The 22,942-nt window shown below is 65.4% G+C and carries 22 protein-coding genes; 11 read left to right on the top strand and 11 right to left on the bottom strand.

Annotated features, from left to right (window positions below):
• Positions 1-73: 73 nt before the first annotated feature.
• On the bottom strand, positions 74-1,111 hold the full coding sequence (locus ACSFC5_RS00770) for an LLM class flavin-dependent oxidoreductase (RefSeq protein WP_440763368.1): 1,038 nt from the start codon (positions 1,109-1,111) through the stop codon (positions 74-76).
• 138 nt (positions 1,112-1,249) lie between these two features.
• Between ACSFC5_RS00770 and ACSFC5_RS00765 the strand changes: the two genes are divergently transcribed.
• The 4 genes from ACSFC5_RS00765 (at position 1,250) to ACSFC5_RS00750 (ending at position 4,006) form a co-directional block, all read left to right on the top strand.
• Positions 1,250-1,507, top strand: coding sequence for a hypothetical protein (locus ACSFC5_RS00765; protein WP_440763367.1), 258 nt, complete (start codon positions 1,250-1,252; stop codon positions 1,505-1,507).
• 154 nt (positions 1,508-1,661) lie between these two features.
• Positions 1,662-2,330, top strand: a complete 669-nt coding sequence (npdG, locus tag ACSFC5_RS00760; RefSeq protein WP_440763366.1) for an NADPH-dependent F420 reductase — start codon at positions 1,662-1,664, stop codon at positions 2,328-2,330.
• Between the two features lie 276 nt (positions 2,331-2,606).
• Positions 2,607-3,566 carry a cobalamin-binding protein gene (locus ACSFC5_RS00755; protein WP_440763365.1) on the top strand — a complete coding sequence of 320 codons (960 nt, stop codon included), beginning with the start codon at positions 2,607-2,609 and terminating at the stop codon, positions 3,564-3,566.
• Positions 3,563-4,006 carry a desampylase gene (locus tag ACSFC5_RS00750; protein WP_440763364.1) on the top strand — a complete coding sequence of 148 codons (444 nt, stop codon included), beginning with the start codon at positions 3,563-3,565 and terminating at the stop codon, positions 4,004-4,006. Before ACSFC5_RS00755 ends, ACSFC5_RS00750 begins: the two co-directional genes overlap by 4 nt.
• 211 nt (positions 4,007-4,217) lie before the next feature.
• Here ACSFC5_RS00750 and ACSFC5_RS00745 read toward each other — a convergent pair whose 3' ends face one another.
• On the bottom strand, positions 4,218-5,720 hold the full coding sequence (locus ACSFC5_RS00745) for a sulfatase family protein (protein ID WP_440763363.1): 1,503 nt from the start codon (positions 5,718-5,720) through the stop codon (positions 4,218-4,220).
• Positions 5,721-6,210: 490 nt separating this feature from the next.
• A complete protein-coding gene (hisS, locus tag ACSFC5_RS00740; protein WP_440765001.1) occupies positions 6,211-7,509 on the bottom strand; it encodes a histidine--tRNA ligase in 1,299 nt (432 codons plus the stop codon).
• Positions 7,510-7,676: 167 nt separating this feature from the next.
• Here hisS and ACSFC5_RS00735 point away from each other — a divergent pair, with 167 nt between their 5' ends.
• Entirely contained in the window at positions 7,677-8,717 is a 1,041-nt protein-coding gene (locus tag ACSFC5_RS00735; protein WP_440763362.1) for a sensor histidine kinase, read from the top strand.
• A gap of 15 nt (positions 8,718-8,732) precedes the next feature.
• Here ACSFC5_RS00735 and ACSFC5_RS00730 read toward each other — a convergent pair whose 3' ends face one another.
• The 4 genes from ACSFC5_RS00730 to ACSFC5_RS00715 form a co-directional block, all read right to left on the bottom strand.
• Positions 8,733-9,119, bottom strand: coding sequence for a DUF7987 family protein (locus tag ACSFC5_RS00730; protein ID WP_440763361.1), 387 nt, complete (start codon positions 9,117-9,119; stop codon positions 8,733-8,735).
• A 151-nt stretch (positions 9,120-9,270) separates the two neighbouring features.
• Positions 9,271-9,867: a DUF7411 family protein gene (locus ACSFC5_RS00725; protein ID WP_440763360.1), complete on the bottom strand. Its 597-nt coding sequence runs from the start codon at positions 9,865-9,867 to the stop codon at positions 9,271-9,273.
• Positions 9,867-10,223 carry a DNA-binding protein gene (locus tag ACSFC5_RS00720; RefSeq protein ID WP_090311093.1) on the bottom strand — a complete coding sequence of 119 codons (357 nt, stop codon included), beginning with the start codon at positions 10,221-10,223 and terminating at the stop codon, positions 9,867-9,869. The genes ACSFC5_RS00725 and ACSFC5_RS00720 overlap by 1 nt, the downstream gene beginning before the upstream one ends.
• Positions 10,224-10,328: 105 nt before the next feature.
• A complete protein-coding gene (locus tag ACSFC5_RS00715; protein ID WP_006089553.1) occupies positions 10,329-10,781 on the bottom strand; it encodes a 30S ribosomal protein S19e in 453 nt (150 codons plus the stop codon).
• 192 nt (positions 10,782-10,973) lie between these two features.
• On the opposite strand from ACSFC5_RS00715, the gene thiL reads away from it, so the two are divergent.
• Positions 10,974-11,870, top strand: coding sequence for a thiamine-phosphate kinase (thiL, locus tag ACSFC5_RS00710; RefSeq protein ID WP_440763359.1), 897 nt, complete (start codon positions 10,974-10,976; stop codon positions 11,868-11,870).
• Between the two features lie 18 nt (positions 11,871-11,888).
• Here the strand turns inward: thiL and ACSFC5_RS00705 are convergent, their stop codons facing one another.
• From ACSFC5_RS00705 to ACSFC5_RS00695, 3 genes are all read right to left on the bottom strand, one after another.
• A complete protein-coding gene (locus ACSFC5_RS00705; RefSeq protein ID WP_440763358.1) occupies positions 11,889-13,052 on the bottom strand; it encodes a site-2 protease family protein in 1,164 nt (387 codons plus the stop codon).
• Positions 13,053-13,309: 257 nt separating this feature from the next.
• Positions 13,310-13,555 (bottom strand): DUF7123 family protein, encoded by a 246-nt coding sequence (locus ACSFC5_RS00700; RefSeq protein WP_006089550.1) that lies wholly within the window; start codon positions 13,553-13,555, stop codon positions 13,310-13,312.
• Positions 13,556-13,806: 251 nt separating this feature from the next.
• Complete coding sequence (locus tag ACSFC5_RS00695; RefSeq protein WP_440763357.1) at positions 13,807-14,664, bottom strand: molybdopterin synthase; 858 nt, start codon at positions 14,662-14,664, stop codon at positions 13,807-13,809.
• 185 nt (positions 14,665-14,849) lie between these two features.
• Here ACSFC5_RS00695 and pyrH point away from each other — a divergent pair, with 185 nt between their 5' ends.
• From pyrH to ACSFC5_RS00675, 4 genes are all read left to right on the top strand, one after another.
• A complete protein-coding gene (gene pyrH, locus ACSFC5_RS00690) occupies positions 14,850-15,575 on the top strand; it encodes a UMP kinase (protein WP_440763356.1) in 726 nt (241 codons plus the stop codon).
• Positions 15,572-17,227, top strand: a complete 1,656-nt coding sequence (lysS, locus tag ACSFC5_RS00685; protein WP_440763355.1) for a lysine--tRNA ligase — start codon at positions 15,572-15,574, stop codon at positions 17,225-17,227. The genes pyrH and lysS overlap by 4 nt, the downstream gene beginning before the upstream one ends.
• 365 nt (positions 17,228-17,592) lie before the next feature.
• Entirely contained in the window at positions 17,593-18,342 is a 750-nt protein-coding gene (locus ACSFC5_RS00680; RefSeq protein ID WP_440763354.1) for a ferritin-like domain-containing protein, read from the top strand.
• Positions 18,343-18,481: 139 nt separating this feature from the next.
• A complete protein-coding gene (locus ACSFC5_RS00675; protein ID WP_440763353.1) occupies positions 18,482-20,311 on the top strand; it encodes a site-2 protease family protein in 1,830 nt (609 codons plus the stop codon).
• Positions 20,312-20,539: 228 nt separating this feature from the next.
• Here the strand turns inward: ACSFC5_RS00675 and ACSFC5_RS00670 are convergent, their stop codons facing one another.
• The gene (locus ACSFC5_RS00670; protein ID WP_440763352.1) at positions 20,540-21,130 is read right to left on the bottom strand and encodes a PadR family transcriptional regulator; all 591 of its coding nucleotides are present in this window, start codon (positions 21,128-21,130) and stop codon (positions 20,540-20,542) included.
• Between the two features lie 171 nt (positions 21,131-21,301).
• Between ACSFC5_RS00670 and ACSFC5_RS00665 the strand changes: the two genes are divergently transcribed.
• Positions 21,302-22,882: a heme-binding protein gene (locus tag ACSFC5_RS00665; protein WP_440763351.1), complete on the top strand. Its 1,581-nt coding sequence runs from the start codon at positions 21,302-21,304 to the stop codon at positions 22,880-22,882.
• Positions 22,883-22,942: the final 60 nt, after the last annotated feature.

Genomic DNA, 22,942 nt, shown 5'->3' with positions numbered 1-22,942 from the left:
CTTCCTCGGATCACTTGTCGTGTACGAATCGACGTCGGCCCGGCAGCGGAACCGCGAACTCGCCGTCTCGCCGTCACCGCGCGGAAAGCCCGACCGCGTCGGCGAGCAGTTCGTGCGACCGCAGCGTGTCCTCGGGATCGGCGATCTGGTTCTGGACGATAACCTCGTCGACGCCGACCTGTGCCGTCAGTTCCTCGAGTACCGCGTGCATCGTCTCCGGGCTCCCGGAGATCGCCCGCGGCCACTCGCCTGGCTCGATCGGGAGCCGCGTCGGCTCGGGAACGTCGCCGAGGACATCGATCGCCTCCTCTACAGAGCGGATCGGTAGCCGGTCCATCCGACCGCTTCGAAGCAGCCGCGAGGAGGCTTCCGTCGTCGCGCGGAGTCGTGCAGCCTCCGCGTCGGTCTCGGCGCAGGTGGCGTTTACGGCGAGCATCCCGTGAGGGTCGTCCGGCCCGGCACCGTAGGGAGACGGGTGGAAGTGTTCCCGGTACACCTCGAACGCCCGCACGGCGGGTTCGGGCCTGATGAACGCGGCGAAGCAGTACGGCAGCCCCAGTTCGCCGGCGACCTTCGCGCTGGAGGGGCTCGAGCCCAGCACCCACGCCTCCGGGACGGTGTCTCGAGCGCGGGGAAGGTCCAGCCCGCTGAACGGATGGTCGGGTTCGAAGCCATCGAACAGGTGTTTCGCGACTTCGTCGATTTTCTCCCGATGGTCGCTCCCGCCGCGGCGTTGCTCGCTGCGGTCGACCTGCAGAGCGTAGTCCCGCGTCGGATTCCCCGTCGCTCGACCGAGCCCGAGATCGATGCGACCCGGGGCGAGCGCGTCGAGGACGCTGAACGTCTCCGCGACCTTGTACGGGCTGTAGTGGTTGAGCAGCACCGTCCCGGAGCCGACCCGGATCTCGTCGGTCTTCGCGGCGACGTGCGGAATGAGCGCCTCCGGGGTCGTGCTCGCGATCGACTGCGCGAAGTCGTGGTGCTCGGCGACCCAGAACCGCGAGTAGCCGAGCCGTTCGGCCTGCTGGGCGCGCTCGACCGTCCCGTCGAACGCCTCCGTCGCGCTGCCGTCTTCCGGTATCGGTGCGAGATCGACGATCGAGAGATCCATATCGGAGGGTGGGCGCAGCGTCGGAAGTGTCTACGCATTCGGAATTCGTTGCTGACCGTCGCGATCTCGACTCGTTGCCGGCCATCCCCGACGACTGACGGCCCAGCCTTCACGACGCTTCCCGTCGAACCCACAGGCATGACCGACACCACGCTCGAGGACGTCGAACGAAACCTCGACCGCGCGACCGATCTCGAGGAAGAGGAGGCCCTCTCCGTCCTGCGAACGACGCGTCAGGACCTCGCGGATCTCGACACCGCCGCGGACGTCGACGAGGAGCGACGGCGGGAGCTCGAGGATCGCCTCGACCAGCGCATCCGACAGGTCCAAGAGCGCGACGCCTACGATAGCGGGCTGGGCGCGTCGATGAATCCCGACGAGGACGAAGCGCCGTAGGGGCCCGGACGGCTCGCGCTCGCGGCCTGTGGACTTTCCTTCGCGGCGTGCGGACTCTCGCTCGCCGCAGTCGGCTTCTCGAGGCCGTCCGAGAACCCGGCGAGATCGGCCGACCTCCCACCCTTTTATTCGCGTGCCGTCCTGAGAGTCGCGTATGCGAATCGCACTACTCGGCGGAACCGGCGACATCGGGCAGGGGCTGGCCCTGCGCTTTGCACACGATACGGACCACGAGGTCCTCATCGGCTCGCGCGATCCCGAAAAGGCCCGTGAGGCGGTCGAGAGCTACGCGGACGAACTCGAGGACCGCGGCGTCGAATCGAACGTCAAGGGGTTCGGAAACGAGATGGCGGCCGACCGCGCTGACGTCGTTATCCTCAGCGTGCCGCCGTACTACGCCGGCGACACCGTCGAGGCGGTCGCAGACGTCCTCAACTCGGAGACGATTCTGGTCACCCCCGCGGTCGGTATGCAGGGCGACGAGGACGGCCTGCACTACCACCCGCCGGGAACCGGCAGCGTCACCGAACTGGTCGCCGAGCGCGCCCCCGACGAGGTGCCCGTCGTCGGCGCGTTCCACAACCTCGCGGCCGACGCGCTCTCGGATCTCGACAACGACCTCGATCTGGACACGCTGCTCGTCGCGAACGACGACGACGCGAAGGAAACCGTCCGCAACCTCTCGAACGAGATCGAAGGCCTGCGCGCGCTCGACGTCGGGCCGCTCGCCAACGCCGCCGAAGTCGAGAGCGTCACCCCCCTCGTGATCAACATCGCGAAGTACAACGAGGAGTTGCACGACGTCGGCGTCAAATTTCACTAGGGGAATTCCCCTCGTTTCTACAGCAGCCGATCAGACCACGGGCGGTGGCGCGCGCTGTCCCACGGCGAGTGATTCACTCGCCGTGGGCAGAACCCGTGCGAGGGATGAGTGAAGGAACGCAGTGACTGAACGAATCGGCTGGGGAGGGTGTGGCAACCCTAGTCGGCAGCGAAAGCAGTTTCTGTGAGTCGTTACCAGTGTTGTGTATCCGACCGAATCGATTCGCTATCGACCTCGAGCCGGTCGTTTTTGGTGCTACACGACCAATGACGCGTAATGCGAATCGTCACGACGCTCCCTTCGGCGACCGAAACCGTGGCCGCCCTGGGCATAGAGCCGGTCGCTACCTCCCACGAGTGCGACTACCCGCCCGGCGTCGAGGACCTGCCGTCGGTCACCGCCTCGAGGATCGACGCCGAGGCCTCGAGCGGCGAGATCGACCAGCAAGTACTCGACAATTCCGAGGCGGGCGTCTACAGCGTCGACACCGAACTGCTCGAGGCCCTCGAGCCCGACCTGATCGTCACCCAGGGAATGTGCGACGTCTGTGCGGTCGACGAAGTCGTCATCGCGAACGCCGTTAACAAAATCGACGCCGACCCCGAAATTATCACCACCGACCCTCACAGCGTCGCGGACGTCCTCGAGGATCTCGAGCGGATCGGCCGCGCGACGGGTCGCGAGGACCGCGCCCGCGAGGTCCGAGCCGACCTCGAGTCCCGGATCGACGCCGTTCGAAACCGAACCGCGGACCTCGAGGCCGACACCCGACCTCGAGTTGCCATCTTCGACTGGACCGATCCCGTGATGATCGCGGGCCACTGGACGGCCGACCTCGTGCAGTGGGCCGGCGGCGAGTATGGGTTAGCCGACTCCGGCGCACGCTCGAGGCCCCGCGAGTGGAACCAAATCCGCGAGTACGACCCCGAACTGATCGTTGTCTCACCCTGTGGCTTCGGCCTCGCACAGACCGCCGAGAACGCGAGGGACCTGACCGAGCGCGAGGGCTGGGAGGACCTTACAGCGGTTCGGGAGGGCCGCGTCTGGGCGATGGACGGCCACCACTATCTGAATCGACCGGGGCCGCGGCTGGTGGACACCCTCGAGTCGCTGGCCCCGATCGTCAAGCCCGAGTTGTTCGACGAGGGAACACCGCCAGTCCCGCTCGAGGAGGTTGCCGTCCCCTTCGAGACGCTGACGGACCGACGCGGAGCGAATGCAGAGCCGAAACCGTGACCAGTTCATCACCCGAACTCGTCGTCCCCGCCGAGATTCGGGATCGGATCCTCGAGCGCGCTCGTGAAGAATCTCCCGCGGAAATTTGCGGGATCTTCGGCGGCGAGTACGTTCCCACCCCCGACGGCCGGAGCCGCGTTCGGTCGCAGTACCCCGCCGAAAACGTCGCCGAGACGCCGCGCACCCGGTATCGGATCGATCCCGAGGCCCAACTCGAGATTTTCGAACGCCTTGAGAGCGGCGGCGAAGAGATTGTCGGCTTCTATCACTCCCATCCCCGCGGCCCGCCACGGCCGAGTGCGACCGACGAAGCGCAGGCGACGTGGCCCGACCGGTCGTATCTGATCGTCTCGCTCGAGCCCCTCGAGGTCAGGTCGTGGCGCTGGCGGGAGGACGAGGGTGCAGGTCGGTTCGAACAGGAGCGGCTGGTTCTCGAGTGAACGCCGGCGACCGCGACAAGCGTCCTGCTACCGTGGCAACGGGGAATTTCCACGTCCTCCCCAACCGACTCGCTCGTTCACTTCGTTCACTCACTCGTCCCTCGCGCACTGTCGTCGACGGACCCTCACCGCGTTCGGGTCCGTCGACAGCGCGCGCCACCGCACGTGGATAGTCGGTGATCGACGTGGACGGTCGGTTGGCCGGGTGTCGTCACGACGCGTTTCTGAGCACGTCCGGCACCCAGCCCTGATTCGGGTCGTCCGTCTCCGCCATCCACTCGATTAGCCGCTCTCGCATCTCGCGGCGCACCTCGTCGTACTCGGGGTGGTCGATCAGGTTCTGTAGCTCGGCCGGATCGCCCTCGAGGTCGTACAACTCGTCAATATCCGGTCCGTTGTAGACGTACTTGAACCGCCGCGTCCGGACCATCCGCTGGGTGTAGAGGCCGAACTCGTCGCCGTGGTACTGCGCGAACGTGGAGTCGGGCCATCCGGTTGCGGCTTCGGGATCGCCGCCGGACTCGAGCAACGGCACGAGACTCCGCGAATCGAACGACTCCGGAACCGAGAGGTCGCCTATCTCGAGGAATGTCGCCGCCAGATCGTGCAAATGCACGGGCGCGTTACAGACCGATCCCGGCTCGACGACGCCGGGCCAGCGCACCTGTAACGGGATCCGATAGGTGTCATCGTACATCAGCGGTCCCTTGTTGAACTGGCGGTGAGCGCCGACGAAATCGCCGTGATCCGAGGCGTGGACGACGGCCGTCTCGTCGGCGAGTCCGTTTGCCTCGAGCGCCTCGAGAATCCGCTCGAGTTGGTCGTCGATCAGCGTCACGAACCCCCAGTACTTCGCAGTGGCTTCGGCCCAGTGCGCCCAGTCGAAGCCGTCGGCGCCGCGGTAGTGGAGGTAGTTCTCGTGGACCCGCGGTTTGCCCTCGAAGGTTTCGGCGTAGCTCGCGGGCGGTTCGATCGCCTCGGGATCGTACATCGAGGCGTAGGGCTCGGGGACGACGTAGGGGTGGTGCGGGCCGTAGAAGTCCGCGCGATGGAAGAACGGGGCGTCGTCGCCCTCGCTGTCGGCCTCGCCGTCCGATCGACCCCCCGCGGCGTGGGCCTCGATCGCATCGATCGTCCGCTCCGCGAGGAAGTATGCGCGGGTCTCCTCGACGTCGACCGGGGTTTTTGCGGCCACGAACGTCCCCTCGCTGGTGTCCCGCGGATCACTACCGGTGTAGAGTTCCTCCTCGAGATCGACCTCGTCGACCGGCACGCCGCGCTCCTCGCGGTGCTCGCGGAACGCGTCGTCGATGTCGTCGTGGTGTGTGTCGCTGCCGCCGAGGTACGAGAAGCCGAAGTCCTCGGGCGTCTGATCGCGGCCGACGTGCCACTTGCCCGTGTAACTCAGGTCGTAGCCGCTCTCTGCCAGTAGTTCGGAGAACGTCTCCACCTCGGACGGCAGATTCGGCCGAATCGCGTCGGCCTCGTGGCTGTTGTTGAGCATCCCGTGACCGTGGGGGAACCGCCCTGTCATGAGCGAGGCTCGGGCGCTCGTACAGATGCTGATCGGCGTGAACGCCCGCGAGAAGCGCATGCCTTCGCTCGAGAGCCGGTCCATCGTCGGCGTCTCGACCGGCGGCCCGTCGGGCGCGCTACAGTCGTATCGCTCCTGATCGGTGAGGACGAAGAGGACGTTCGGTCGGCTGTCGACCATCGGGCGTGCTACGCCGACATCGTAGTTAACGCTGGGGGCTGCGGCGGATGCGGTCGGCGGTTTTCGAGTCGAACACGGCGACCGTGGCGGCTTGTACTCGAGTCGACAGCCACCCACGCACGACTCAATCACGCAGATAACGTCCGTCTATGTCAAGGCTGATCGTTGAGTCGATCGGCGTCGAAGTACCGAACAGTGCCGATCGCGTACTGCGCGGCGTGTGAGTGAGAGCGACGAACGGACGGGGACTCGAGCACCGATCTCAACCGGGCGATGATCGACCACTACGTCGAGACCGGCCACGGCCCGATCGAACGGCTCGACCTCGCGGACTCGCTCTCGACGCTATCGGCGCGTCACGACTCCTGGGACCGTCACGAACGCGAGTAACCGCTGCTGAAAGACAGGGAGCGGCCGCGGACGGCTCCGACCTCGTGACCCCCAAGCCGACCAGCCGGCTCGAAATCGTCGACCGGCAGCCGAGGGTGGTCTACTCGAGACCGTCGAACGTCGGTCGCTCGAGGTCGCCGGGGAACCCATCCACTGGAACCTGCATCTGGTCGCCCGACTCCATATCTTTGATCGTGACCTCGTCGTTTTCGAGATCCTGTTCGCCGACGATGACGACCGTCTCGGCGTTGATCGAATCGGCGTAGTTCAACTGCGCGCCGAAGGATCTGCCGGCGACGTCGGTCTCGACGACGTGGCCCTTCTCGCGCAGGTCGCGGGAGATCCGAGCCGCCTCGGATCGCGTATCGCCGATCTGAAGGACGTAGTAGTCCGTGGTCACTTCCTCCTCGGGCCAGACGCCCGCGCGCTGGCACAACAGCGCCAGCGTGGCGTGGCCCGGCGCGACGCCGACCGCGGGCGTTGGCTGGCCGCCGAAGCTCTCGATCAGGTCGTCGTAGCGGCCGCCGCCGAAGATCGACCGCGAGACCTCGCCGGTCGAGTCGAAACACTCGAAGACGACGCCGGTGTAGTAGTCGAGTCCGCGAGCCGTCTCGAGCGAGATCGTACAGTACTCCCGGGCCCCGAAGTCCGCCGCGGCGGCGAGCACGTTTTGGAGGTTCTCGACGGCGTCGGTCACGCGCTCGGTGTCGGCGAACGACTCGACGTCCTCGAGCTCGCCGCCCGCGATGAGGTCGGCGAACTCGGCGGCCTGATCGGCCGTCAGGCCCGCTCCGATCAGCAGGTCGTGGTACTCGACCTGCGAGAGCTTGTCCGATTTGTCGACCGCGCGGATCGCGGCTTCGGTGTCGACGTCGGTCTCGTAGCTCTCGAGGACGCCGCCCAGAATATCTCGGTGCGAGATTCGGAACTCGAACTGCTCACCCGTCAGGCCGAGGCCGGTCAGCGCGTCGGCGGCCCACGCCAGAATCTCGGCGTCGGCTTCGGGCTCCGAGGAACCGAAGATGTCGACGTTGGTCTGGTAGAACTCGCGCTGGCGGCCCTGCTGGACCTGCTCGTAGCGCCAGAACGGCCGCGTCGAGAACCACTTGATCGGCTTCGAGAGCGCCTGCTGTTTCGCGACGACCATTCGCGCGACGGTCGGGGTCAGCTCCGGCGTGAGCGTGACGTGGCGACCACCCTGGTCTTCGAACGAATAGAGTTCGTCGACGATGTCGTCGCCGCTCTTGTCGGTCCACAGCTCGGCGCGCTCTAAGGCCGGCGTCCCGATCTCGCGGAAGCCGTAGCCGCGAGCGGTCCCCTCGATGACGTCGATAGTCGCCCTTCTGGCGGCCATCTCGCCGGGATAGAAGTCACGAAAGCCCTTGATCCGGTCGTACATGTTCGTCCGTTCGGGCACGGCGAACTTCTATCCTGTTATTCCCGAACGGCTGGGGCGCCGATGGCGGTAGCCACCCTTTTCGTACGGTGTTCTCGATGGTTATTTCCAGCTCGATCGCGCTGAGACACTCCCGTAAGTTGATATCTTTCTGGGTGGTTCGTGGGCCTGTGCAACCCACTGCGGACGACGACTGGGTCGCCGAGATCGGCGACCGGCTTCCGGTTTCACCGCTGTCGGTCCTCGGATTCGTCCTCGCGGCCACGATCGGCGTCCGAATCGCCGGCGAGAGCGCCTCAAGCCAGGCGCTCCTCGAGAGCGTTTTCCCGCTCGTGACCGCGACGGCGGTCGTCCTCGCCGACCGGTTTCTGGTGGCGATGGACGTCCCGATACGCGACCGACTCACCGTCTTCGCCTACGCGCTCGGGGGCTTTCTCGCCGCCATCGTCGTAACGGCGCTTCACCTCTACATCGCCTATCTCGAGGGAACCGGCGCTCACGCGCCGCTGTACTTGCTCCTGATGGGCGGGACGATGGGCGTCGGCGCCGGCACCGTCGCCGGCGTCTTCGATATCAAACAGCGGGCGGCCACCCGCGAGGCGCGACGCCAGAGCGACCGACTCGAGGAGTTCGCGAGCGTCGTCAGCCACGACCTTCGGAATCCGCTCAGCGTCGCGCGCGGGCGCCTCGACGCGGCGTTTCGGACCGGCAGCGCCGACCATCTGAAGGAGGTCGACGCCTCCCTAGAGCGGATGGAGGAGCTGATCGAGGCCTCGCTGTCGGTCGCCCAAAACGGCACGCAGGTCGACGAGACGTACGAGGTGCCGCTGGTCGAACTCGCCAGCGACGCCTGGTCGGCCACCGCGACCGACGAAGCGACCTACGAGGTCGTCGACTCTCGGACGCTGCAAGTCGATCCGCTGCGCGCGAAACGGCTGTTCGAGAATTGCTTTCGTAATTCCCTGGACCACGGACGAGACGACGTTCACGTCCGCGTCGGTTCCTGTGACGGCGGCTTCTTCGTCGAAGATGACGGACCCGGCATTCCCGAGGACGAGCGCGAGAAGATTTTAGAGCAGGGGTACTCGACCGCGAGGGACGGTTCGGGGCTGGGACTGGCTATCGTTCGCGCCATCGCCGACGCCCACGGCTGGTCGATCACGGTCACCGAGAGCGAGTCGGGCGGAGCCCGGTTCGAGTTCATTCGGTAGCGCAGTCGCCGTCGGTTACGTCGACGTCCCGTAGTCGGTGTACGTCAAGAGGAGATACGGAACGAGCGCGCCGACGCCGAGGACGAGTAGGTAGATGATCCCCTCGGAGAGGTCGGTGAACGCGTTGAGTGCGAACAGGAGCCCCATTCCGATCAGAACGAAGACGCCGATAAGCTTGTTCTCGGCAGTTATCAGCCCCTCTCGCCTGACGGCAATATAGAGCGACACGAGCACGAGGACAGCGGTCCCGGCGAGAACGGCGGCGAACAGCCGAATCCACCCCGTTGCCAGACCGACCCAGAACCCGATCCCAACCAGCAGGTAGCCGGCTGCGAGTGCCGTCGTCGCGACCCGTCCGGTTAGAAATTCGCTGTCGTTCGTTTCCGCCCGCGCGGTGCACATATTTCGAAGGGGCCGTGTAGTATTAAATACGTTATTATTTCGGAGTTTCGTATTGGTCTAGATGTCCACGCGCTCGGCACCTCTCGCGTCGTCGTTGGTCGTCTCCATTTCGATAGAAGAGCGACTCAGAACGGAGCACGGAACCGTCACATTACTCCCGCTGAACGCCCGTCACGTACGTCTGCGTGTGATCCGGGAAACACTCCGCGATGGCACCGGAACCGGCCTCGTCGGCGATGACCGCCCGTAGCTCCGCCTCGTAGTCGGCTCGGTCGATCTCCTCGCTCGGGCCGACGACGACCTCGAGTTCAGTTTCGACCAGCCGATCGACGGCGGTGCGGCCAAAGCCCGACAGCGGGGCGATGTAGTCGACCTCGTGGCGGTCCTCGAGGCTCTGGGCCTGCGCTCGGGAGACCGTGGGGACGCGGTCGTCGCGTCGAGTGCCGTCCGCGATGGCGTCGTACTCCCGTTCGGCCAGCCGTTCTAAGGCGTGTAAGTGGACCTGCTGGATGCCGTTGCGGGGGAAGCCGTCCTCGCGGATCGTCCCGGCGGCGTCCCGGGCGACGTCGGGGTCGAGTTCGAGGCGTTCGAACTCGAACTCGAGGGCTGCGGCCGTCTCGCGGGCGTGGGTCCAGTCGTCACTGACGCCGAAGTGGGCCGTGACGAGGGTGACGTCGTAGAACTCCTCCAAGAGCAGCGCCGCGAGCGTCGAGTCCTTGCCGCCGCTGTAGAGAACCCCGAGCTCCATCAGCGGCGCGTGATGTCGAAGCTCTTCGAGTCGGGCTTTAACTCCTGGAGGAGCTTCTTCATCTTGTCGTCGTCAATTTTGCCCTGGATGCGGCCGCTCTTGGCCAGCGTGACGACCTGTCGCTCGACCTGCTCGCCGAACTGGGGCTTGCTCATCTTGACCGTGTTGAGCCGTTTCCGGGCGTCGTCGGTCAGGTACTGGCGCAGGAGGGCCTTCTTCTGGGCTTCGGCCTGCTGCTGGGCCGCTTCCTGCGAGGCGCCGCCTTGGCCTTGCTGGCCCTCGGCCTGTTCCTGTAGCTGCTCCATCTTCTTCTGTCGGAGCTCCTCGAGTTTCTCCTCGTCGGGTGAACCACTCATAGGGTACTGTTGTGTTCCACGGTGGAAAATGATTACGGACGAGACGTGCGACTGCCGGTGCTCGAGGGGACGTTCGGTGGGAAAAACCGGTCTCGCGTCGCGTCGTTACGCGTAGCGCTCGAGTTCCGGACGGTCGAGCTCTTCGAGGACGTTGCCGGCGGTGTCGTCGAGCAGGCTCTGGCCCGCGGGCGTGATGCGTCGGCCCTCACCCTCGGCGGTCTCGACGAGATCCTCTTCCTCTAACTGCTGGAGGATGGTGCGGATCAGGTTCTTCGAGCCGTCGGCGCGCTTGTCGGGGGCGACCTGGTAGCGGTTCGAGGTCTTGCCGCCGCCGTACTCCGTCGAGAGCCGCTCGACGCCGACGGGGCCGCGGTCGGAGACCTTACGCAGGAGGCTCGCGGCGCGGGTCGCCCAGAACTGTTCCTGTTCCGGTGGGAGTTCGCGATCGACACCGCTCTTTACGAACTTACCCCAGTCGGGTTCGTCGAGCCGTTCCTCGAGATCGTCGGCGAGCGCCTCGATGAGGTCGTCCGCCGGAACGTCGTACATCGTAGCCATTGGCGTGTGGTTTCCGTCCGCGGCATTTAAGGCCATCGTATTCTGCCGGCGTATCGCGGTGCGTGCGGAGTGTGTACACGGGTTTTACGGGTTCCGGGGCGGACTCGAGACTCGCTCCGCGGGATCGAGGTCGGTTTCGCTCTCGCGGCCGCAGCCCGGACCGTTTTTCGTGCTGGACTCGAAACGCCCGGTATGGACGAACGCGCCGCGCTGGCGCTGCTGGAACGCGAACTCGAGGCCGCGGGCGACGACGCCGCCGTCGTCGACGGCCTCGTGATCACGACGGACATGCTCCACGAGCGAACGGACTTTCCGGCCGGAACGACCCGCTACACGGCGGGCTGGCGGGCCGTCGGGGCCTCGCTCTCGGACGTCGCCGCGATGGGCGCTGAGGCGACCGCCGCCGTCGCAGCCTACGCGGCCCCCGAGTTCGACCCCGAGGAACTGCTCGCGTTCGTACGCGGCGCGAGCGACGTCTGTGAACGAGTGGGGAGCGAGTACGTCGGCGGCGACCTCGACGGCCACGACGAGTTCACCGTGACGACGACGGCGATCGGCCGAACAGACGATCCCGTGCCTCGCAGCGGTGCGACCCCCGGCGACGTCGTCTGCGTGACCGGGACGCTGGGCCGCAGTGCGGCCGCACTCGAGTTATTCGACCGCGGGACCCGTCGCGAAGATTCGGACGCGCTCGAGCGCGCGAACGAGCTGTTCCGGTTCGAGCCGCGGGTCGCGGCCGGCCGAACGCTCGCGCCCTACGCGACCGCGATGATGGACTCGAGCGACGGACTCGCCCGCTCGCTACACCAGCTCGCCGACGCTAGCGGCTGCGGGTTCGCCGTCGATTCCGAGACGGTTCCGATCGACGACGCCCTATACAAGGTCGCCACGACCGACGACGAGGCGCTCGAGCGCGCAACGACCTTCGGCGAGGACTTCGAGCTGGTGGTCACGATACCCGAGGACGCGCTCGAGACCGTGCGGTCGTCGCTCGCGGTGAGCCTGTCGGTGATCGGCTCAGTGACGGCGGGTGAGGAGGGGATCACGATGGACGGCGAGGCGCTCGAGGATCGCGGCTACACGCACTGATAGCGGAGTCACGATCCGCTACGGGATTATCTCGAGGGGAACGGGCATGAAACAGAGCGCGCCGAGCCCGAACGTGAGCACGCCCACGAGGAATCGACCGGTGTCCAGTCGGTCGTCGGTGACCGGACGGGCCGCCCCCGCCGAGGCGAAGAGGGCCGTCAGGATCCCCCACAGAATCCAGATGAACACCGACTGGAACCCGTAGCCGTCGACGAAGTAGAGGTAGCCCGCGAGCGCGAGCAGTGCGGTCGGAACGATTGTGCTGACGACCGCGTGGAACTCCCCGGCCATCGCCCGGAGGATGTGGCCGCCGTCGAGTTGGCCCACCGGAATCAGATTGAGGAAGGTGACGAACATGCCGACCCAGGCGCCGATGACAACCGGGTTGACGTTTCGCGTCGGGTCGTCGGCGTACATCGGCTGATCGACCGCCCACGCGAGCAACTCGAGCATCGGCGGGATCCCGAGTCGGAACCCGCTCCCGTCGGCCTGCTCGAGGAGCGGCTCCGGAACGGTGACGGGGGGCATGTGCAACCCGATAATCGCGACGGCGACCGTCGCTACCAGCCCGGCAAGCGGCCCGGCGACGCCGATGTCGAACAGCGCCTTCCGGTCGGGCATCTGCCCCTTGAGCCTGATCACCGCTCCCATCGTCCCGATGATCGTCGGGATGGGGATGAAGTACGGGAGCGAGGCGTCGACCTCGTGGTAGCGACTCATCACGTAGTGACCCAGTTCGTGCACGCCGAGTACCCCGAGAATCGCGAGCGAGAAGGGCCACGCCTGAACCATTACCGTCGGATCCGACAACGGGTCGAGCTGGGGATACCACCACAGCGCGCCGACGAACAGCGTCGAGACGACCGTCGCCAGCAGCAAGAACAGGTTCGTCCAGGGAATCCCGTCGATCCCGAGGTCGATCGGCTCGGCGACGAGCACGTACTCGCCGTATCGGGTGGTCAGCTGCGGATCGTAGCCCGCCTTCCGGAACGCGGGCCACAGCTCGCGCATCGCCTCCTCGGGATGTACCCGCGGATCGCCGTAGTAGATCAGCTGATCGCCCTCGGTTCGGATCTCGTAGATCGTGAACACGGACTCGATACGCTCGAGCGGCGGCCCGGCGTCGAGCGACGAGCCGTCCGTCCGCGACGATCCGAACTCGGACGAGTCGACGTCGTCCATCATCGATGGTTCAGGGCCTCCTCGTATAAATCGCCTGTCGTCGGCGACGCCGACTGGTCGGGTACACTATGGGTTCGAAAAGAACGGGCCGGACGGACCGTAGCCGACCCGAAAGGGTTGGTAGCGGGGACTTCGGAGATCGTACCGGTTGCGGTGGAGCCGCGTCGGCACGCGGGGTGTGGGTGGGGAGGGTGTAGCGGGGATCGTGGGAGATCCGTCGCGTCGAGGGTCGGAGTGACCGATCAACACGAACTGCGTCAGGCGGGGGCGACGCGCCAGGTGGTCGCACTCGTGTAGGACCACTTCTCGATCTCGAGGTCGCTGACCGAGTCGGAGAGTTTGACCATCAACGCGCCGATCTCTTTGGGGGACATGCCGACGTCGTCCGCAATGAACTTGCCTTTGAAGTACAGCTCGCCGTCTTCCGCACGGTTGCGCAGGTAGTTCGTGAGGCGACGTTCTTTGCTTTCCGTGGAGGGTTGGGCTGTCGTGCTCATCGACATCAACCGCTTGTGGAGGGAATATGTTATAAAGAGAGGATGGTTAGCGGCATTTCGTTTGTGTTCAACGGTCTGGGGGGTAATGGACGTTTTATTCTCGATAATGATAACTTCCCTCGAACGACGAGAGTGCTCGAGACATTTTAAAACCGCCGCTAATCTATTATCGTCGTCGAAAGACTCACGAAGAGTAGAATATCCTTTTTCGGGAGGCGTGACCTATTTTGAACGGAACACTCACGAAAACAATAGTCTTACGATCGCTCGTGAACCCAGAACTCGTCGTCAACCGTTACCTCCTTCTTGAACAGCGGGACTTCGTCTTTCAGCCGGTTGATTCCGTCCTCGACGGTCCGAAACGCCTCGCCGCGGTGGCCGGCTAGCACCACGACGAAGACGATGTCCTCGCCGTCCTCGACGACGCCGGTTCGATGGTAAAGTTCGACCTCGAGAACGCCGTCGCGGGACTCGAGATCGGTCTCCAGGGCGGCCATGCGCTCCTCGGCGATCCCCTCGTACTTCTCGAACTCGAGGTACTGGGTGCGCGCGTCGTTCGCGTCGTCTTTCGCCCGGACGCGACCGGTGAAGGTGGCGATCGCGCCGGATCGCTCCGCCTTCGGCGAGCGTTTGACGCGGTCGACGAGCGACTCGAGCGTCTCGTAGGGGTCGCAGTCCTCGAGCGCGGCCAGGACGGCGTCCGGGTCGAGATCGCCGGGCGCCTCGACGGCGGCGATCACGCGGTCGTCGTCTTCGTCGTCCACTTCGGCGGCTCCCGCCGTCTCGCCGTCTGCGCCGACGACGACGGTGGGGTGACGGAGCCCGTCGACGCCAACCACGACGGCGTAGTCGCAGTCGACCGCGAGCTGGTCGACGACGCTGCCGATCGTCATTCCGGTTCCGGAGGCCGTCCAGTCCCCGTCCGCGCCGAGGTCGTAGCTGACGTCGCCGCCGACGGTCAACGAGTCGTGGGCCTGCATCCCGTCGGCGATCGTCGCGTCGTACCTCACGACGCCGACGCGTCCCTCCCGCTCGAGTCGATCGACGAGCCGGTCGACGACCCGCTCGAGCGCGTCGTCGCCAGCCCCGCGGTCGCAAACGCCGAGTACGTACATGGTCGAACGGAGGAGCCCTCGGACTTTGTAGCTGTCGACGCCGATTCACGTCGCTGGGAGGTGTACCCGATCGTGATCGCGTTGGGACGTCTCCTTCGGGATTCGCTCCCGTGTTCGTGTGAGACACGCGCGCTGCCTCCCAGTTGGCAACCCTTAAGATAGCAACCCGGTTACACCGGGATAGCATGAAAGTGGTCGTCTCTATCGGCGGAAGCGTGCTCGTGCCCGAACTCGGGACGGATCGGGTGGCCGAACACGCCGCCGTCGTTGAAGACCTCGTCGCGGACGGCTGTCGCGTCGGTGCCGTCGTCGGGGGCGGCGGCGTCGCACGCGAGTACATCAGCGCCGCTCGCGACCTGGGGGCAAACGAGATCGAACTCGATCAGTTAGGAATCGACGTCACCCGACTCAACGCACGTCTGCTCATCGCCGCGCTGGGCAGCGACTCGGTGACGGCGCCGGCGAAAGACTACGAGGACGCCGGCGAAGCGCTACAGCGGGGCGGTATCTCCGTCATGGGCGGGGTCGCACCGGCCCAGACGACCGACGCGGTCGGCGCTGCACTGGCGGAGTACGTCGACGCCGACCTGCTCGTCTACGCGACGAGCGTCCCCGGCGTCTACAGCGACGATCCCAACGAGAACGCCGAGGCGACGAAGTACGACCGCCTCTCCGCTGCGGACCTCGTCGACGTCATCGCCGGCCTCGAGATGAACGCCGGCGCGTCGGCGCCCGTCGACCTGCTGGCGGCGAAGATCATCCAGCGCTCGGGGATGCGAACGATCGTTCTCGACGGCACCGACCCGGACCGCATCTCGCGTGCGGTCCGCTACGGCGAGCACGACGGCACCGACGTCATCCCCGAGGGTGCGGGCGAAGAACCAACCTACTGGGCGCAGGACGAACGATGAGCGAGGAGAGTCCGTACACGCTCCAGCGCGAGGACGCGGAACGGCACGCCTTCTGGGCGGATGCCGTCGCAGATAGGGTCGAAGAACGGAATCCGGAGGAGCCGATCGTCGTCAAAGGTGGCATCTCGCCGTCGGGCGTCCCTCACCTCGGCAACGTCAACGAACTGCTGCGGGGCTACTTCGTCGCCGAAGTGCTTCGCGAGCGCGGCCACGAGGTCAGGCAGGTCTTTACCGCCGACGACCGCGATCCGCTGCGAAAGCTCCCCCGCACCCTCTGTGATCTCGACGGGGACCTCGTCGACCTCGGCGACGTCGACGCGGGCGCGCTCGGACGCAACCTCGGCGCGCCGTACACGGACATTCCTGACCCATTCGGCTGCTGTGACTCCTACGGCGACCACTTCGCGACGATCATTCAGGACAGTGCCGACGCCGTCGACGTGCCGATCGAACTGCTCTCGAACACCGACCTGTACGAGAACGGCGACCTCGAGGACGTGACCCGATTCGTGCTCGAGAATCGCGAGCGCGCACGCGAGGTGCTCGCCGAGTATCAAGACAAGGTCGATTCGGACTACGTCCCGTTCAACCCGATCTGTGCGGAGTGCGGGAAGATTACGGAGACGGTGACGAGCGTGGACCTCGACGCGGGCGAGGCGGGGACCGTCGACTACACCTGTACCGACATGGACGCCGGCGACCGCACCATCGAGGGCTGCGGTCACGAGGGCACCGCGACGCTGCGCGAGGGCAAACTGCCCTGGCGCTTCGAGTGGCCAGCCCAGTGGCAGACCCTCGGCGTCGACTTCGAGCCCTTCGGGAAGGACCACGCCGAAGGCTCCTGGCCCAGCGGGCAGGACATCGCGCGCAACGTCCTCGAGATCGAGCCGCCCGTCCCGATGGTCTACGAGTGGTTCACACTCGAGGGCGAGCCCTTCTCCTCCTCGGAGGGGAACGTCATCCTCGTCTCGGACGTACTCGAACTGTTAGAGCCCGAAGTGCTGCGGTACTTCTTCGCGAAGGACCCAGCGAAGGCGCGGGATTTCAGCATCGAGCGGCTCGACCAGTTGGTCGACGAGTTCGATCGCGTCGAGGCGATATACTTCGACGAGATCGATGCGGACGAGGACGAGACGGCCTTCGCGAAGCGCGTCTACCCGTTCGTCGTTGAGGAACCCAGAGCAGAGCGCATTCGGCTTCCCTACACCTTCGCCGCCGTGCTCGGGATGACGGACGACCCCGACCTGCGCGAGGAAATCGCCCGCCGAGAGGGCCACATTCCCGACGACGCACCAGAGTGGGCGGTCGAGGGCGCACTCGAGCGCGTCGAACAGGCCAGAAACTGGGCGCGACGCACCGAAAACGAGTTCGATTACGAACTCAAGCGCTCCGAAATTCCGGACCACGAGTTCGATGCGGCGACGGAGGAGGCACTCGAGGAACTCGCCGACTTCATCGAAGCGGGGCACGAACCCGACGAGATCCAGGGCGAAATCTACGAGACGGCGCGACGCCACGACGTCGACGTCGGCGACTTCTTCACCGCGGGCTACCGGCTCTTTTTCGACGACGAACAGGGGCCGAAACTCGGCTCGTTCCTCGCGAAGGTCGACCGCGAGTTCGTCGTCGCTCGGTTGCGCCGGGAGCGCTAACGACGAGCGGTCTACGGAACTGCGTATCGGAATCGCGGTCTCTCCGTCGTCTCTCATCTCTATCGAATCGCTAGCGTTCGACGAGCCGTCGTCCGACGGGACTGTCGACGACGTGTACGAAACGCAGACAGATATCGTACAGGATAGTAGCAGGTTGGCGAACACGTTCGATTCATGCCCCGTTCTGGCCATGGGACGTGGCTGTTTTGATTTCAGTTACACGCACGGATATGAGACACTCAAAACATGTCGTAAGAGGGCTATAAACCCGCACGGTGTGTCTATACATGTGTCGGATTCCAGGGAGTAGACATCCCAGCTGAATCCGCCACTTCGGTGCCTATAAAGAGAGTTAACCAATCACAATGAAGAATACTGATAAGAAGACGATTCAAGACCCGACTACCGATTCAACCAGTGAACGTTCCACGTCACGGCGTCGCGTTCTCGCCGCGTCGGCCGTCCTCAGTGCGGGTGCAGCCGGTGTTGCACCGATGGTCTCGGCTCACGATCACGACGACTACGAGAACGACGGCGAAGCGCCGAAAGACGACGCGCCGATGGGCGACGAACCGCCCGAGGCGGTTCCCGACGAGTTCGAAAACGATATCGAGATTCTCAATTACGCGCGCACGCTCGAGTTGCTCGAGGCGGAGTTCTACACGCAGGGGCTCCAGAACATCGACGACGCGACGCTGCAACAGCAGTTCGAGGAGCTAGGGCCGATTCAGGATCGAGTCGTCGACCGACTGCAAGTCGTTCGGGATCACGAAGTGACGCACGCGGACGTGCTCGGCCAGACGGTCGAAATGCTCGGTGGCGAGCCGGTCGCGAGCCCCGAATTCGACTTCGGAACGGCTGTCGAGCAGCCTGACGAGTTCGTCGCAACGGGCGCGTTGCTCGAGGACGTCGGCGTTTCGGCGTACGCCGGTGCAGCACCCTCAATCGAGAACGCCGACCTCGTTCCGCCGGCACTCAGCATTCACAGCGTCGAAGCGCGACACGCCTCGTTCCTCCGGGAACTCAACGGCGAGATCGGATTCCCGGTGGCGTTCGATCAACCTCGCTCTCGCTCCGAGGTTCTGGAACTGGCGAGTGGATTCATCGTCGGCTAGCACGATGAACGGTCCACGTTTCGCGACATCTTTTGCTAGCTGCTGAATTGGGCGGTAGCGAGACAGGTATGCGACGGTTTCGAGCAAGCGACGAGACCAGACAAAAGCCCTTTGAGAACCCCTCCCCGAAGTAGGACCAATGGATCACGGTTTCCCTGCTGTCGTCTCGGTTCCCGAACTCTACGGCTCGGAGACGCTCACGTGGGTCGTCGCCGGCCTGCTCGTCTACTGGTTCGGGATCATCGCCCTCCGACGAGCGGATCTGCTGCCCGAGTACGTCGGGACGCAGGGACCGATTCTCACGTTCCACACCAAACGCGGTCGGGAGTTCCTCGACCGACTGTCGAAGCCGAAGCGGTTCTGGCGGGCGTGGGCCAACCTCGGCGTCGGCATCGCCATCGTCGTGATGGTGGCGATGTTCGTCCTCCTCCTGCTCGCGGCTATCTCCGCGATCACGTCGCCCCAGCCGACCGGCGGCGTCCAACAGCCCCGAAACGTCGTGCCGTTCCCCGGCGTCAACGACTTCCTGCCGCTTTCAGCGACCCCCGGCATCGTCATCGGCCTCCTCGTCGGACTGGTCGTCCACGAGGGCGGCCACGGCCTGCTCTGTCGCGTCGAGGACATCGGCATCGAGTCGATGGGCGTCGCCATGCTCGCGATCATCCCCTTCGGCGCGTTCGTCGAACCCGAACAGGAGAGCAGCAAGAACGCCTCGAGAGGCGCCCAGACGCGGATGTTCGCGGCGGGCGTCACCAACAACTTCGCGGTCACGATCATCGTCTTCGCGCTTCTCTTCGGTCCGATCGTCGGGGCCATCGCCGTCGCTCCCGGTGCCGCGGTCGGCGGCGTCGCACCGAACTCACCCGCCGCCGACGCCGGCGTCGCACCGAACGACCGGATCACCGCTGTCGACGGCGAACCCGTCGAGACGAACGACGACCTCGCCGACCGACTCGAGGAACGCGACGGCCAGCAGGTCGAACTCGAACTCGACGGGGAGCGGACCGTCACGGTCGATCGGTCGCTGCTCGTGACCGCCGCGATGGAGAACGGCCCCGCCGGCGTCAACGCCGGCGACGCGATCGTCGAGGTAAACGGCGAGACGGTCGTGACCGAACGCGAGTTCCTCGACGCCGTCGGGGACGACGAGGTCGTGACGCTGACGATCGTCACCGAGGCCGGCGACCGAAGCGAGCGCGAGGTACCGATCGGCGCCGCGGTCGGCGTCGTCGAGGACGGCCCGCTCGAGGAGGCGCTCGGTCCGACCGACGAGACGTTCGTCATCACATCCTTTGAGGGGGAGCGAACGCACTCCTACGACGATCTCGACGCCTTGCTCTCGGAGACCGAACCGGGCGACGAGGCGACCGTCGTCGGCTACCTCGACGGCGAGCGCGAGGCGGTCGACGTGACCCTCGGCGAGCATCCGCGCGACGACACCGGATTCCTCGGCGTCAGCCCCAACCCCGGCACGTCCGGCTTCGAAGTGAGCGATATCGGCGTCCAGCTCTATCCCGCCGAGGAGTATCTCTCGATTCTCGGCGGCGACGAGGGCAGCAGTTACGGCGGGGTGGCCGACTCCTTCTTCGGAAAGATCGGGCTCTCGGTGTTGCTCCCTGTCATCGGGGTCGTCGGCTTGCTGCCGTTCAACTTCGCCGGCTTCACCGGCGGCGTCGAGAACTTCTATGAGGTGCAGGGATCGCTCGCGGCGCTCGGCGACAGCACGGTGTTCATCCTCGCGAACATCCTGTTCTGGACCGGCTGGATCAACGTCCAGCTCGGCTTCTTCAACTGCATCCCGGCGTTCCCCCTCGATGGCGGGCACATTCTCCGGACGAGCACCGAGGCCATCGTCTCGAGACTCCCGGTTGAGACGACTCGTGGGCACGTGCGGACGGTGACGACGACGGTCGGGCTAACGATGCTCGTCAGTTTCCTCACGATGCTGTTTCTCCCCTTCCTGCTCTAGAATCGGTCGGCCTGCTTCGGTCCGAACCACGCCCAGACGTGCTCACTTCGTTGCGCGCGTCTGGTCTCCTTCGAATTTCCGCGGCTGCATTTCCCTGCACCGCAGACTCGTCACTCCGTTCCTCGTATTGCGGTGCGGGAAAAGTGGGCCGGCGCAGATTCGAACTGACGATCGGTCGTCTCAGTGTTGTACTGTCGGCAGGACGGTTCGACTGAGCCTCGTCGAACGCTAGTTGTCGTCGGCTTCGTCGTTATCCTCCGTGTCTGCGTCGTCGTCCGCGTCCGATGTCGCCGCCTCGACGTCTTCGTCGATGCCGTGGCGCTCGTAGAACTCCTCGGGCGTCGCCTCGACCCGCTCGAACTCGGTGTCGAAGTAGTGTTCGTGGTGGCGGACGACCTGTTCGACGATCCACTCGCTGAACGTCTCGTCGAATCGCCACTCGCCGTCGGATTCGGGAATTTCGAACCGCTCGTCGGTCGAGAACGCCGCGTAGACGTGGAAGAAGCCGAGGATGACGTCGGCGAAGTCCCGCGCCTTCTCGGTGCAGCTCTCGCGGCGGGAATCGAGTTCAGCATACCCGTCCTCGGTGAGTTCGAAGTACTTCCGGTCGGGTTCGTCCGCACGCTCGATCCGTTCGGTCCACCCTTTCTCCTCAAACTTGTAGAGGATCGGGTAGACGGAGCCGTAGGAGGGCTCCCAGTGGCCGCCGCTGATCTCGCGAATCTCCTTCAAGATCTCGTAGCCGTAGCGCGGTTTCTCCTCGAGAAGTTCGAGAACGAGATAGGCGATGAGTCCTTTCGGCGGCCCACTTTTCCGCATGTAGCCCGTGATTTAAACCGCCGTACGTAAAGGGTTTCGGTCGCATCCAATGCTGCCGAGCGACGGGTGAGACGGACGGTTTCGGCGTTCGGTGGCTCGACGCCGAACGGCGCGAATCGACCTCGTCGCGAAACCCGGTCCTTCTTAGCGTCGCCGACCCAACCCGCGACCATGGAACGACGGCAGCCGCCACAGACCGAAGAGGGCTGGTACGTCCTGCACGATTTCCGGTCGATCGACTGGGACGCCTGGCGCGACGCGCCGGAACGACGTCGCTCGCGGGCGATCGATGAGGGTATCGACTACCTCACCGCCGCCGAGAACGTCGCCGACGCCGACGAGGGCGACTCGGCGACGTTCGCCGTCCTCGGCCACAAGGCCGACCTGCTCGTGCTTCACCTCCGACCGACGCTCGGCGATATCGACGCCCTCGAGCGCCGGTTCGAGCACACGGCGCTCGCCGAGTTCACCGAGCGAGCGGACTCCTATCTCTCGGTGACGGAAGTCTCGGGCTACATGTCCCAGGACTACTTCGACGACGACGCGGAGATGGACGACACCGGGATGGAACGCTACATCGAGTCGCGGCTCAAACCCGAGATTCCCGACGCCGAGTTCTGTTCGTTCTACCCGATGGACAAACGCCGCGGCCCCGAAGACAACTGGTACGACCTGTCGTTCGAGGAACGGGCCGACCACCTCTCGAGCCACGGCGAGATCGGCAAGGGGTACGCCGGTCGGGTCACGCAGATCATCTCCGGCAGCATCGGGCTGGACGACTTCGAGTGGGGCATCACCCTGTTCGGCGACGATCCGACCGACGTGAAGGAACTGCTCTACGAGATGCGCTTCGATCCCTCGAGTTCACGCTTCGCCGAATTCGGTCGGTTCCTCTCGGCCCGGCAGTTCCCGCCCGAAAACCTGGGTGCGTACCTCGCGGGCGACCGGGTGCCACAGGAGGGTGGCGACGCTCACGGCGGTCACCATCACGGAGAGTCGGACTCGAGCGGGCATCATGACGGAGAGTCGGAATCCGGCGGTCATCATGGAGACGCTGGAGGTCACCACGGCGATTCGGGTGGCCACCACGGGGACTCCAGCGGTTCGCACGGCGACTCGAGCGGCGGCCGACCCGGCTCCGACGGCGAGGACGTCCGCAGCGAACTCGAGGAAATCGGCGTCTACGCGGGCCAGCCACACGGCGAGGACGTTCACGCCGTCGTCCTCTACTCCGAGGCCGACGCCGACGAGTTGTTCGACGAGGTCGACGGGCTTCGGACGAACTTCGACCACTACGATACACACGTGAAGACGGCGGTGTACGAGCCAAGCGACGCGGGTTCTCGAGGCGACGACGCCGAGAACGCCATCGTCAGCCTCTGGGACACCGAACGCGCCGCGAACACGGCCGCCGGTTTCCTCGCGGATCTGCCGGATATCGTCCGGCAGGCCGGCGATGACGACAGCGATTCGTGGGGGACAATGGGGATGTTCTACACCGTCAAACCCGACCATCGCGAGGACTTCGTCGGCACTTTCGGTGACGTCGCCGGCCTGCTCGCGGAGATGGACGGCCACCGCAAGACCGACCTGCTGGTCAACCGCGAGGACGAGAACGATATGTTCATCGCCAGCCGCTGGGACTCCCGCGAGGACGCCATGGCGTTCTTCCGCAGCGACGCGTTCGGCGAGACGGTCGAGTTCGGCCGCGACATCCTCGCCGACCGGCCGCGACACGTCTTCCTGGCCTGATTGGTTCGGCTGTTGTCACGGGAGAGAACCAAGAAGACGCACCAACCCTTGTGGTCGGTT

This window comes from Natronorubrum marinum, from assembly GCF_052040125.1.
Taxonomy (GTDB): Archaea; Halobacteriota; Halobacteria; order Halobacteriales; family Natrialbaceae; genus Natronorubrum.
This window is presented reverse-complemented; position numbering and strand designations above follow the sequence as displayed.